Origin of the sequence: Herbiconiux sp. (assembly GCF_023264895.1) — a bacterium.
Classification (GTDB): domain Bacteria; phylum Actinomycetota; class Actinomycetes; order Actinomycetales; family Microbacteriaceae; genus Herbiconiux.
This window is the reverse complement of sequence record NZ_JAHFUY010000116.1, coordinates 1-12,027: the sequence shown is the minus strand read 5'-3', so window position 1 is coordinate 12,027 and position 12,027 is coordinate 1. Positions and strand designations below refer to the sequence as shown.

Annotated in this window: 12 protein-coding genes; 2 read left to right on the top strand and 10 right to left on the bottom strand. The window is 71.5% G+C overall.

Features of this window, described 5'->3' with window-relative positions; genetic code table 11:
- Positions 1-1,362, top strand: a 1,362-nt coding sequence (locus tag Q0D57_RS17535) for a M20/M25/M40 family metallo-hydrolase (protein WP_366518640.1), incomplete at its 5' end; no start/stop codon positions are given.
- Positions 1,363-1,371: 9 nt separating this feature from the next.
- On the opposite strand, the gene Q0D57_RS17530 is transcribed toward Q0D57_RS17535, so the two are convergent.
- From Q0D57_RS17530 to Q0D57_RS17495, 8 genes are all read right to left on the bottom strand, one after another.
- Complete coding sequence (locus tag Q0D57_RS17530) at positions 1,372-1,956, bottom strand: SGNH/GDSL hydrolase family protein (RefSeq protein WP_259527138.1); 585 nt, start codon at positions 1,954-1,956, stop codon at positions 1,372-1,374.
- 28 nt (positions 1,957-1,984) lie between these two features.
- Positions 1,985-3,508 (bottom strand): SDR family oxidoreductase, encoded by a 1,524-nt coding sequence (locus Q0D57_RS17525; protein WP_291046469.1) that lies wholly within the window; start codon positions 3,506-3,508, stop codon positions 1,985-1,987.
- Between the two features lie 78 nt (positions 3,509-3,586).
- Positions 3,587-4,816, bottom strand: a complete 1,230-nt coding sequence (locus Q0D57_RS17520) for an MFS transporter (RefSeq protein ID WP_291046467.1) — start codon at positions 4,814-4,816, stop codon at positions 3,587-3,589.
- A gap of 20 nt (positions 4,817-4,836) precedes the next feature.
- Positions 4,837-5,772, bottom strand: coding sequence for a bifunctional riboflavin kinase/FAD synthetase (locus tag Q0D57_RS17515; protein ID WP_291046466.1), 936 nt, complete (start codon positions 5,770-5,772; stop codon positions 4,837-4,839).
- On the bottom strand, positions 5,769-6,179 hold the full coding sequence (locus Q0D57_RS17510) for a hypothetical protein (protein ID WP_291046462.1): 411 nt from the start codon (positions 6,177-6,179) through the stop codon (positions 5,769-5,771). The genes Q0D57_RS17515 and Q0D57_RS17510 overlap by 4 nt, the downstream gene beginning before the upstream one ends.
- A gap of 51 nt (positions 6,180-6,230) precedes the next feature.
- On the bottom strand, positions 6,231-6,599 hold the full coding sequence (locus tag Q0D57_RS17505; RefSeq protein ID WP_291046459.1) for a hypothetical protein: 369 nt from the start codon (positions 6,597-6,599) through the stop codon (positions 6,231-6,233).
- Entirely contained in the window at positions 6,596-7,570 is a 975-nt protein-coding gene (gene truB / locus Q0D57_RS17500; RefSeq protein WP_291046457.1) for a tRNA pseudouridine(55) synthase TruB, read from the bottom strand. Before truB ends, Q0D57_RS17505 begins: the two co-directional genes overlap by 4 nt.
- A gap of 25 nt (positions 7,571-7,595) precedes the next feature.
- Positions 7,596-8,210, bottom strand: a complete 615-nt coding sequence (locus Q0D57_RS17495; RefSeq protein ID WP_291046454.1) for a uridine kinase — start codon at positions 8,208-8,210, stop codon at positions 7,596-7,598.
- A 53-nt stretch (positions 8,211-8,263) separates the two neighbouring features.
- Between Q0D57_RS17495 and Q0D57_RS17490 the strand changes: the two genes are divergently transcribed.
- Positions 8,264-9,139, top strand: coding sequence for an A/G-specific adenine glycosylase (locus tag Q0D57_RS17490; RefSeq protein WP_291046452.1), 876 nt, complete (start codon positions 8,264-8,266; stop codon positions 9,137-9,139).
- On the opposite strand, the gene rbfA is transcribed toward Q0D57_RS17490, so the two are convergent.
- Entirely contained in the window at positions 9,136-9,633 is a 498-nt protein-coding gene (gene rbfA, locus Q0D57_RS17485; protein ID WP_291046450.1) for a 30S ribosome-binding factor RbfA, read from the bottom strand. The two genes, Q0D57_RS17490 and rbfA, sit on opposite strands and share 4 nt — an antisense overlap.
- Positions 9,634-9,777: 144 nt before the next feature.
- Positions 9,778-12,027: translation initiation factor IF-2 (gene infB, locus Q0D57_RS17480; protein WP_291046448.1), on the bottom strand; the 2,250-nt coding region annotated here is incomplete at its 5' end.

Sequence of the window (12,027 nt, the reverse complement as noted above, 5' to 3'; positions counted from 1 at the left end):
CGCCGCGCGCGTCCCCGCAGCGTCGTGACCGCCCGCGACGACGAGGCCCTCGAGCGGCTGCGATCGCTGCTCGCCCTCCCCACGATGTCACGCCTCGACGTCGCCGAGGTCGACGACGCCGTCTTCGAGTCGTTCCGCGACAGGGTCGCCGAGCTCTACCCCGCCCTGCACGCCTCCCTCGAGCGCGAGGTCGTGGCCGGCGGGACGCTGCTCTACCGCTGGGCCGGCCGCGAGCCCGGCCCGGCAGCCGTGCTGATGGCGCACTACGACGTCGTGGCCGCGGATGACGAGGGCTGGACGCATCCGCCCTTCGCGGGAGTGATCACGGGCGCAGGCCCAGACCGCGTGCTCTGGGGCCGCGGGACGCTCGACGACAAGGGCTCGGTCGTCGCGATCCTCGAGGCGGTCGAGCGCCGAGTGGCCGAGGGCCACCAGCCGCGACACGACGTGCACCTGCTCTTCGGCCACGACGAGGAGACCCACGGCACGGGAGCAGCGGCGGCGGCCGCCCTGCTCGTGGGCCGCGGCATCGAGATCGGCCTCGTGCTCGACGAGGGCGGCGCGGTGGTGGAGAAGCTCTTCCCCACGGTCGACGACCCCGTGGCCGTGGTCGGCGTGAGCGAGAAGGGCACCACCAACTTCACCCTCACCGTGGAGCAGCACGGCGGTCACGCCTCGACTCCCCCGCCGCTCACCGCGACGGCCCGGCTGGCTCGGGCCATCACGCGGCTCACGGCACGGCCGGTCCGGGCCCGGATGAACGACGTGACCGTGCAGATGGTGCAGACGCTCGGGGCGCACGGACGCGGCCCCCTGCGATTCGTCTTCACCCGCGCCCGATTCTTCCGCCCGCTCCTCACCGTGGTGTTCGCCCGGATGAGCGACGAGACGGCCGCGATCGTCCGCACGACCATGGCGGTCACCCAGCTCTCCGGCTCGCTCGCGGCGAACGCCCTGGCCGAGCGCGCGCGGGCGGTCGTGAACGTGCGGATCGCGATCGGCTCGACCGTCGACTCCACCCGGCGCCACATCGAGCGCGCGATCGGCGACCCGCTCGTGCGGGTCGAGGTCGAGGACGCCAACGAGCCCGCGCGCGTCTCGAGGAGCGAGGGGCCCGTCTGGGACCTGCTTTCCGACGCCATCACCGCCGCCTACCCCACGGCGATCGTCACCCCCTACGTGCAGACGGGGGCCACCGACTCGCGCCGGTTCTCCCCGCACAGCCGCACGGTCTACCGCTTCAGTCCGTTCGAGATGTCGGCCGAGGAGCGCGCGACGCTGCACGCCCGGAACGAGCGGATGCACGTGGCGACGTGGTTCACCGGCATCCGCTTCTTCGAGGGGCTGCTGGGCCGGCTCTGACCCGCCTCTCTAGGCGTTGCCGAGCTCGCTGAGGTCGGGCAGCCGGATCGGCCGGCTCGCCGGCGGCAGGTCCTGCACCCGCTCGATGGCGGGGCGGAGCTCGGAGAGCCAGGCCTCGTAGCCGGCGTCGTTGAGGTGCAGGCGATCCTCGGTGTAGGCCGGGTTCAGTTCGCCGTCGGGCTCGGCCATGACGGGCCAGAGATCGAGGTAGTGCGCGCGCACGGTGGCGGCGAACTGCCACACGTGGCGGTTGATCTCCTTCACGAACTCGGCGTACTCGCGCCCACGCGGCAGCACCGACTGCAGCAGGATGCGCGCATCCGGCAGCTCGTTGCGGAGCGTCACGAGAATGGTCTCGATGTTCCGCACCACGTGCTCCACCGCGCGGCGGTTCGCCACGTCGTTCGTGCCGATCAGCAGCACGACGGTGTCGGGCTGCTCGGCCGCCACCTCGTCGAGCCGCTCGATCAGCCCCTCGGTCGTGTCGCCCCCGACACCGAGGTTCACGGCCTCGAGTTCGGGGAACCATTCCTGCCAGCGGCCTCCCTCGGTGAGGCTGTCGCCCACGAAGACGGTCTTGGAAACTGCGCTCATCAGAACCTCCGGTTGCGTGCGGGCCAGTCTACGCGGCCTCTCCGTCGGCCGCCGCCAGGGCGGTCTCGGTGATGCGATTGGCCATGCCGTTGAAGATCACCCCGTGGAAGGGCAAGATGGCGAACCAGTACAGCCGGCCGCCGAGCCCGCGCGGGAAGAAGATGGCGCGCTGCTCGTAGACCGAACCGCCCTCGCCGTCGTCGGCCTCGCGCGCCCGCATCTCGAGCCAGGCCCGCCCCGGCACCTTCATCTCGGCGCGGAGCCGCAGGAACTCGCCGCGGTCGATCTGCTCGACGCGCCAGAAGTCGAGCGCGTCGCCGGTGTTCAGCCGCGAGGCGTTGCGGCGGCCTCGGCGGAGCCCCACGCCGCCCACGATCTTGTCCATCCAGCCGCGCACGGCCCAGGCGAGAGGGAAGGAGTACCAGCCGTTCTCGCCGCCGATGCCCTCGATCACGGTCCAGAGATCGGCGCGGGTCGCCTTCGTGCGGCGCTCCTTCTCGTCGAGGTAGACCGTGTGCCCGGCCCAGTCGGGGTCGCTCGGCAGCGGGTCGCTCACGGCGCCGTCGACGAGCGAGTCCTGCCAGCTCGTCTCGACCTCGCCCGCCTTCATGCGCTGGAGCGCGAGGCGCACGGCCCGACGGTAGGGCGTCAGCCCGCCCTCGGGATCCGGGATGTAGCGCCGGATGTCGTGCTCGTGCGTGATGCAGTCGAACTGCAGCGACGCGATGATGGGCATCGCCAGAGCACGCGGGATGGGCGTCACGAGGTTGACCCACTGCGACGCGAGCCAGGGGGTGAGCACGGGGAGCGCGGCGATCGCCCGTTGCTTCAGGCCGGCCTCGAGGGCGTAGCCGTTCATCATCTGGCCGTAGCGCAGCACGTCGGGGCCGCCGATGTCGAAGGTGCGGTTGAGCTCGGCCGGCAGGTCGGCGGAGTGCACGAGGTAGTAGAGCACGTCGCGCACGGCGATCGGCTGGATGCGGTTGCGCACCCACTTGGGCGCGGGCATGTAGGGAAGCACGTCGGTGAGGTGGCGGATCATCTCGAAGGAGGTCGATCCCGATCCGATCACGACGCCCGCCTGGAGGGCCGCCGTGGGCACGCCGGAGGCCATCAGGATGCGCCCGACCTCCACCCGCGAGCGCAGGTGCGGGGACAGGTCGTCGACCGGCTCCCCCGATCCCGGGTGGGCCTCCGGGTGCAGGCCGCCCAGGTAGACGACGCGCTTCACGCCGGCGGCGGCGATGGCCTCCGCCACGTTCTCCGCCGATTCGCGCTCCACGGCCTCGAAGTCGTGCTTCGCGCCTCCCATGGAGTGCACGAGGTAGTAGAAGACGTCGACTCCCTCGCACGCGGCCGCGAGCGACTCCGGATCGCCGAGGTCGCCCTCGACCACGTCGACGTCACCGGCCCAGGGCACGTCGTCGAGCTTCAGCGGGGTGCGCACGAGCACCCGCACGCGGAACCCGGCCTCCAGCAGTCGCGGAACGAGCCGACCCCCGATGTATCCCGTAGCCCCCGTGACCAGTGCCAGCCGTGCGTCATCCGTCATTCCCCTCACGCTACGCCGGGCGGACACGGGCCGCTCAGCGCATCGGCGGATGCACAGCCGGGTGCTCCGCCGGCACTCTCAGCGGAGCGGCCGACGATCCTCGAGCATGCGGGGCCGCGCCACCACGACGCCCGCGACGCCCACGACCACGGCGGTCCCGGCGAGGAACAGGATCGGCCCCGTCCACGACCCGGTGAGCTCGTGCAGCACGCCCACGACGAGCGGGCCCGTCGCTGCGAGGGCGTAACCGACGCTCTGCACGAACGAGCTCAGCGCCACGGCGCCCTCGTGGCTCCGGGTGCGCAGGTTGATGAGCACGAGCGCGAGCGGGAACAGCAGGGCGCCGAGCCCGGCCAGGATCACCCAGAGCCAGACGATGCCGGGGGCCGGAGCGAGCAGCAGGCCCGCGTAGCCGGCCACGTAGCAGAGCACCCCGACGGCGACCAGCACGCCCACGTTCTTCAGCCGCACGGCGAGCACGGGCACGACGAGGGCGGCGGGGAGGCCCGTCACCGAGTAGAGCGACAGCAGCAGGCCCGCCTGCCCGTCGGTCACGCCGCTCACGTCGACGAGCACGGCCGGCAGCCACGCGAACATCGCGTAGGAGTTCACCCCCGTGAGCCCGAACACGATCATGAGCGACCACGCCAGCGGCGAACGCCACACCCCGCGGAGCGCCACCGGCTGCGGCTCGTCGGCCGTGACCTCCCGGCGCCTCGACCGCACCGCGAGCACGACGAGGGGCGCGAGGGCGAAGACCGCGAGCACCGACCACATCCCCACCGAGATGCGCCAGCCCGCGCTGTCGGCCACCTGCACGGCCACGAGGGGCGGGATGGTCGCGCCGATCGCCATGGTGGTGGCGTAGACCGAGGTGACGAGCCCGATGCGGTCGGGGAAGTAGGCCTTCACGAGCGGAGGCAGCAGCACGTTCGCCGCGCCCATCCCGGCGAAGGTGATGGCGCTGGCCACGGCGAGCACGGCGTAGGAGTCGCCGGCGGCCCGCAGGACGTGTCCGCCGATCATCACGGCGAGGGCGGCGATCATCACGGGCTCGAGGCCGAAGCGCCGGTGCAGTGCGGGCGTGAACGGCCCCACGGCGGCGAAGCAGAGCGGCGGCAGCATCCCGAGTAGCCCGATGCCCACCGACCCGAGCGCGATGTCGACGGCGATCTCGTCGAAGATCGGCGAGAGCGCCGCGACCGCCGTGCGGAGGTTCAGCGCCACCAGCACGATCGCCACGAGCGCGAGCGCGCGGCCTCGCCAGAGCGGAGCGGGCGCAGCGGGGCGAGGGCCCGAGCCGCTCAACGGGGGCTCAGCACGGGCGCTCAGCGCCCGGCGAGGATGTCGCGCACCCCGGCGACGTCGTCGTCCATCTGCGCGATCAGCGGCTCGATCCCGGAGAACCGCACCTGGCCTCGGATGCGCGCCACGAACGAGATGTCGACGATGTGGCCGTAGAGGTCGAGCTCCTCGTCGAGCACGTAGGCCTCGACCTGCTTGGGCGGAACGCCCGTGAAGGTCGGGTTGCTGCCCACCGAGATGGCGGCCGGGTAGCGCTTCTCGCCGTCGGTCAGCCATCCGGCGTAGACACCGTCGGCGGGGATGAGCCCCTCCGACTCGGGCGAGAGGTTGGCGGTGGGGTAGCCGAGCTCGCGGCCACGGGCGGCGCCGTGCACGACCTCGCCGCGCACCGAGGGCGTGCGGCCGAGCATCTCGCCGGCGCGCTCGACGTCGCCGTCGGCGAGCAGCTCGCGGATCCACGACGACGACACCTTGCGGGCCTCGCCCGGGCGCACCTCGGGAATGAGGTCGACCTCGAAGCCGAGCTCGGCACCGAGCGAACGCAGCATCTCGATGTCGCCCTCGCCCTTGGCCCCGAACCGGAAGTCCTCGCCCACCATGACCACGCGCGTGCCGCAGACGTCGCGGAGCACCCGGGTGGCGAACTCGCGCGGTGTCATCGACGCGAGCGCCTCGTCGAAGGTCAGGAAGAGCGTGACGTCGATGCCGGTGTCGGCGAGCAGCTCGAGCCGCTGGGCGTTCGACACGAGCGCGTGCGGGCGAGCGGCGGGGTCGAGCTGGGCGAGCGGATGCCGGTCGAACGTGATGACGACCGAGCGGAGATCCTTCTCCCCCGCCACCCGCAGCAGCTCGCCGATGACGGCGCGATGCCCGGCGTGCACGCCGTCGAACTTGCCGATCGTGACGGCAGAGGGGCCGAGGTCGCCCTGCACCTCGGAGAGGTCGAAGTAGGTTCTCATCGCGACCGCCGCAGCCACAGCATGCCGAGCACGGGGAGCACGAGCGGCACGAACAGGTAGCCCATGCCGTACCACGACCACACGGAGGCCTCGGCGAACAGCTCGGGCAGGAAGAGGCTGAGGGTTCCCACCGTCAGCACTCCGATGAGCTCGAAGGTGATGGCGATCCACGCGACCCGGTACCACACCGGCCCGGGCGCGATGAGGGCGATGGTGGCGACGATGTAGACGACGGCGGCGACCGCCGAGAGCGAGTAGGCGAAGGGTGCCTCGTCGAACTTCGCGATGAACTCGTAGACCGAACGGCCGGTGGCGGCGAGGGCGAGGATGACGTAGACGATGATGAGCACCCGGCCCACACCACGGGCGCGGGTCTTCGGAGCGGGAGCAAGGGTGTCGTGGGCCATGGCGTTACGAGTTTATGGCACCGCGGAGGCCACGCGGCCCAGGCCCCGCACTCAGGCGCCCTGCACGAACCAGATGGCGTTCATCCGGTAGACCATCACGGCCACGGCGAGGCACAGGGCGCCCAGGATGACGGTGCTCCAGCGGCTGCGCTCGATCAGCGCCCAGAAGCCGCCGGCGATCGGCAGCAGCACCGCCGACACGAGGTAGATGTAGAACTCGAGCACGTCGCCCGTCGCGTTGTTGCCGAAGGCGGGGGAAGCGATTGCCATCACGAGCTGCACGATCAGCAGCAGCTCCACGAGCGCGGCGATGCCCATCACGAGGTCGTTCGGCTTCTTGCCCGCGAGGCCCAGGATGACCGCGAGCAGCCCGCCGACGGTCGCTATGGCGACCTGGACGATGGTGAACCACTCGATCACGGCTGGGCCTCCTGGTACTCGTCGGGCGGGAAGTTCACGACGCTCTTGCCGGTGCTGCCGCGTCTCTCGACCAGGCCGAGCAGCCGGCCGGCCGGGGTCACGGCGGCGAGCAGCACCCCGTCCGCCTCCGCGGCCGGCACGCGGCCCTCTGGCAGCGCGATCCGCTGGCCGTGCCCGAGCGCGGTGGCCTCGGCGGCGTCGACGTCGAGGCGCGGGAAGAGCCGGGAGGCCACGTCGGCCGCGTCGAGGAGCTCGAGCGCCTCGCCCCGCTCACCGCGCTCGAGGAGGTCGTCGAGGGTGCGGGCGTCTGGCACGGCGAACGGGCCGATGCGGGTGCGCCGGAGGGCCGTGAGGTGGCCGCCCACGCCGAGCAGGTCGCCCACGTCGCGGGCGATGGCCCGGATGTAGGTGCCCGAGGAGCACACCACGCGCACGTCGACGTCGAGGAACGCTCCGTCGTCGGTCTCGCCGCGGCGGGCCTCGCCGAGCAGCTCGACCTCGGAGATCGTGACGGTGCGGCCCTCGAGCACCACGTCCTCCCCCGCCCGCACGCGGGCGTAGGCGCGCTTGCCGTCGACCTTGATGGCGCTCACCGAGCTCGGCACCTGCACGATCGTGCCGTGCTGCGTCTCGAACGCACGAGCCACGGCATCCGGTGTCAGCCCGTCGAGCGACCCGGCCGGAGCCGCCTGCACGAGCTCGCCCTCGGCGTCGTCGGTCGTGGTGGCGGCACCGAGACGCACGGTGGCGAGGTACTCCTTGTCGAGCCCCACCACGTAGGTGAGCAGGCGGGTCGAGCTGTTCACGCCGAGCACGAGCAGGCCCGTGGCCATGGGGTCGAGGGTGCCCGCGTGCCCCACCTTGCGGGTGCAGGCGAGCCGGCGGGTGCGCGCCACGACGTCGTGACTCGTGTGCCCCGCGGGCTTGTCGACGAGCAGGATGCCGCTGGCGGTGGAGGACGGGGATTTCACGCCTGCGACACTAACAGTCGCCGGCTCAGCACGAGTCGGCGAACACGCGGCGCGGATGCGCGGGGTCGGCCAGGTCGATGATGGCCTGGGCACCGAAGCGGGGTCCGGCCTCGGCCTGGTAGAGCCGGTCGGCCTCGCGCACCTCCTCGCCCTGCGCGAACCAGAGGCTCTCGACGTAGGCGGTGTAGTTGAACTGGCCCTTGAGGCCCGGCCGCTGCAGGAACGGCCCGTCGAGCACGAGCACGGCGTCGGCGGGGGCCGTGAGCCACCGCGACTCCGCCGGCACGTCGCGAGCGGCATCGAAGCCCTGCGTCTGGAAGCCCGCGCTGCCGCCGAAGCGGAACGGCTCGATCAGCACGCGCTTCACGGTGTCGGTGTCATAGCGGTCGAAGTAGTACCCGGCACCCGAGTCGGCCCCCCGGAGCTCCCGGGCGGCGCGCGGCCGCAGGAACCCCTCGAGCGACGCCCGCACGGCGTGCGCTCCTGCGCGCTCGAACGAGCCGGCGAGCTCGTCGGCGAAGGCCGCGGTGGAGTCGAGGCCGTCGACGGCCACGATCACCCGGCCCAGGCGGTAGTTGTGCCGGATCTCGGCGCTCAGCGCGTCGGTGAACTCGCTCGCGGGCGTGGCGGGGGTGACCATGCTCCGAGTCTAAGCACGAGAGCGGCGCGGCCTGTCGCCCCTAGGCTGAGAGGATGCCCGCCACCGCCTTCGCCGCCGCGGTCGTGGACTGGTTCGCCCTGCACGCGCGGGATCTCCCCTGGCGACGCCCCGGCTTCCCGCCGTGGGGCACCCTCGTGAGCGAGTTCATGCTGCAGCAGACGCCCGTGGTGCGGGTCATCCCGCGCCTGGATGAGTGGCTCACGCGCTGGCCGGAGCCCGCCGCCCTCGCGGCGGAGGCGCCCGGCGAGGCCGTCCGTGCCTGGCAGTCGCTCGGCTACCCGCGGCGGGCTCTGCGCCTGCACGCCTGCGCGGTCGCCATCACCGAAGAGCACGACGGCATCGTGCCCCGCGACGTGCCGACCCTGCTCGGTCTTCCCGGCATCGGCGACTACACGGCGCGCGCCATCGCGGTGTTCGCCTACGGCGACCGGCACCCGGTGGTCGACACGAACATCCGCCGCGTCATCGCCCGGGCCGTCGAGGGGCTCCCGGATGCCGCAGCGCCCAACGCCAAGCGCGACCTGCCGGCCATGACCGCGCTGCTGCCGGACGACGACGGCGACGCCGCGCGCTTCAACGCGGGCATGATGGAACTCGGCGCCCTGATCTGCACCGCCCGGTCGCCGAAGTGCGACCTCTGCCCGCTCGCCGCGCAGTGCGCCTGGCGGGCCGCCGGCTACCCCGAGCTCGAGGTGGCGAGGCGGCCGGTGCAGAAGGCCTACGAGGGCTCGGACCGGCAGGCCCGCGGAGCCGTGCTGCGGGTCTTGCGCGCCACGGAGCATCCGGTGCCCGGGAGTCGGCTCGGCGAGGCCGTGACCGATCCCGCGCGCTACGGACGCGCCGTGGCGGGGCTCCTCGCCGACGGCCTCATCGTGGCCGTCGGCGACGACGTCTTCGCGCTGCCCTAGGCCTTGTCGGCCGCGGAGTCGTCCTCGTCGGCCTCGTCGGCCTCGTCGGCCTCGTCCTGAGCCTCGTCGCCGATCACACGAGGCTTCACATAGGGATCCTCGTCACCGGCGTACTGCGCCGACTTCGCGAGCCCCTCGACCGCGGCGTCGCGACTGCGGGCCTCGGCCAGCAGGTCTTCGAGCACCTTCGCGTTCTCGGGCAGAGCATCCGCGATGAACTCGAGCGACGGCGTGAGGCGTGCCGTGATGTTGCGGCCCACCTCGCTCCGCAGCATGCCGGTCGCCGACTTGAGGGCGGCGGCCGAGTCGGCACGCTCCTTCTCGTCGCCGTACACGGTGTAGAAGATCGAGGCGTGCTGCAGATCCCCGGTCACCCGCACGTCCGTGATCGTCACGAACCCGAGACGAGGATCCCGGATCCCCTTCTCCAGCCGCTTGGCCACGATCACCTTGATACGATCCGCCATCTTGGCGGCCCGAGCCGGATCAGCCATCCCTTTTCCCTACTTCCCTACTAAGCCATGAGTCCAACAGGAGGGAGCCCGCCGTGGTCCGGTGTTCTCCTCACGCGCCTTTGGGCGAAGCCCAATCCTAAGCGTGAGGGGAACACCGGACCACGGCGGGCTCCCGGCCACGGGTTAGACCCGCGGCTTCTCCTTCATCTCAATGGTCTCGATCTCGTCACCGATCTGGATGTCGTTGAACTTGCCGAGACCGATACCGGCCTCGAAGTCCGTGCGCACCTCGGTGACGTCGTCCTTGAAGCGACGCAGCGACTCGATGGCCAGGTTGTCCCCGACCACGACACCCTCGCGGATGACGCGCGCCTTGGCGTTTCGCGTGATCGTTCCCGACCGCACGATGACACCGGCGATGTTGCCGAACTTCGACGAGCGGAAGATCTCGCGGATCTCGGCCACACCCGACTGCACCTCTTCGAACTCGGGCTTGAGCATGCCCTTGAGCGAGGACTCGATGTCGTCGAGAGCGTTGTAGATGACCGAGTAGAAGCGGATGTCCACGCCTTCTCGGGCAGCACGCTCGCGCGCCTTCGTGTCGGGTCGCACGTTGAACCCGATGATGATCGCGTTGTCGACCGTCGCCAGGTTGACGTCGGACTCCGTGACGGCACCCACACCGCGGTGGATGATGCGCAGCTGCACGCTGTCGTCGACCTCGATCTTGAGCAGCGACTCCTCGAGTGCCTCGACGGCACCGGAGACGTCACCCTTGATGATGAGGTTGAGCGCTTCGACCTTGCCCTCTTCGAGTGCACGGGTGAAGTCCTCGAGCGAGATGCGCTTGCGGGCCTTGGCCAGCGAGGCGTTGCGCTCAGCGGCTTCACGCTTCTCGGCGATCTGACGCGCGGTGCGGTCCTCCTCGGTGACGAGGAAGGTGTCGCCGGCGCGGGGCACGGACGAGAGTCCCTGCACCTGGACCGGACGGGACGGGGTCGCCTCCGTGACGGTCTCGCCGTTCTCGTCGACCATGGCACGAACACGCCCGTAGGCGGTTCCGGCCACGATCGCGTCGCCCACGCGGAGCGTTCCCGACTGGATGAGTACGGTCGCGACGGCGCCGCGGCCCTTGTCGAGCTTGGCCTCGATGGCCACACCGCGAGCATCCTTGTTGGGGTTCGCCCGCAGGTCGAGCCCGGCGTCGGCGGTGAGGAGCACTGCGTCGAGCAGGTCCTGGATGCCGATGTCGTTGCGCGCCGACACGTCGACGAACATGACGTCTCCGCCGTACTCCTCGGCCACGAGGTTGTACTCGGTGAGCTGCTGGCGCACCTTGGCCGGGTTGGCGTCGGGCTTGTCGATCTTGTTGACCGCGACCACGATCGGCACGTTGGCCGCCTGGGCGTGGTTCAGCGCCTCGATCGTCTGCGGCATGATGCCGTCATCGGCGGCGACCACGAGGATCGCGATGTCGGTCACCTGCGCACCACGAGCACGCATGGCGGTGAACGCCTCGTGACCCGGGGTGTCGATGAAGGTGATCGGCCGCTCGCGGCCCTCGTGCTCGGTGACGACCTGGTAGGCACCGATGTGCTGCGTGATGCCACCGGCCTCGCCGGCGACCACGTTCGCGTTCCGGATCGCGTCGAGAAGACGCGTCTTTCCGTGGTCGACGTGACCCATGACGGTGACGACGGGGGGCCGGATCTCGAGCTCCTCGTCGGTCTCGTCCTCCAGCTCCTGGTCGAGGTCGATGTCGAAGCCCTCGAGCAGCTCGCGGTCCTCCTCCTCGGGGGAGACGACCATGATCTTGTAGCCGAGCTCTTCGCCGAGCACCTGGAAGGTGGCCTCGTCGAGCGACTCCGTGGCCGTCGCCATCTCACCGAGGTGGAACAGCACGGTCACGAGGTTTCCGGGGCTCGCGTCGATCTTGTCGGCGAAGTCGGTGATCGACGCGCCACGACGCAGGCGGATGACGGTGTTGCCGTCGCCGCGGGGAACGCTCACGCCACCCAGCGACGGGGCCTCGCGCAGCTCGAATTCAGCCCTCTTCGTGCGCTTGGACTTGCGGGCCTTGCTCTTGCCGCCACCGCGACCGAACGCTCCGGCGGTTCCACCACCGGGACCACGGCCACGACCGCCGGCACCCGGACGCGGCGCGAAGCCACCGGGGGCGCCACCGGCGCGGAAGCCGGGGCTGCCGGGAGCGGGGCGTGCGCCGCCACCCTGGGCAGCGCCCGGACGGAAGCCTGCACCGGTGCCCGGGCGCTGGAAGCCACCGGGGCCACCGGGGCGGGGAGCACCCGGACGGGGGGCGCCGGGGCGCGGAGCACCCGGACGGGGGGCGCCGGGGCGGGGAGCACCGGGGCGGGGGATGCCGTTGCCGGCTCCTGCGCCCTGCATGCCCTGCTGGCTCGCGAAGGGGTTGTT

Bases quoted from the DNA above. Each gene is read 5' to 3' on its own strand.
- Q0D57_RS17530 (WP_259527138.1), bottom strand. From the start codon at position 1,956: ATGAGCGCAGTTTCCAAGACCGTCTTCGTGGGCGACAGCCTCACCGAG.
- Q0D57_RS17525 (WP_291046469.1), bottom strand. From the start codon at position 3,508: ATGACGGATGACGCACGGCTGGCACTGGTCACGGGGGCTACGGGATAC.
- Q0D57_RS17515 (WP_291046466.1), bottom strand. From the start codon at position 5,772: ATGAGAACCTACTTCGACCTCTCCGAGGTGCAGGGCGACCTCGGCCCC.
- Q0D57_RS17510 (WP_291046462.1), bottom strand. From the start codon at position 6,179: ATGGCCCACGACACCCTTGCTCCCGCTCCGAAGACCCGCGCCCGTGGT.
- Q0D57_RS17495 (WP_291046454.1), bottom strand. From the start codon at position 8,210: ATGGTCACCCCCGCCACGCCCGCGAGCGAGTTCACCGACGCGCTGAGC.
- Q0D57_RS17490 (WP_291046452.1), top strand. From the start codon at position 8,264: ATGCCCGCCACCGCCTTCGCCGCCGCGGTCGTGGACTGGTTCGCCCTG.
- rbfA (WP_291046450.1), bottom strand. From the start codon at position 9,633: ATGGCTGATCCGGCTCGGGCCGCCAAGATGGCGGATCGTATCAAGGTG.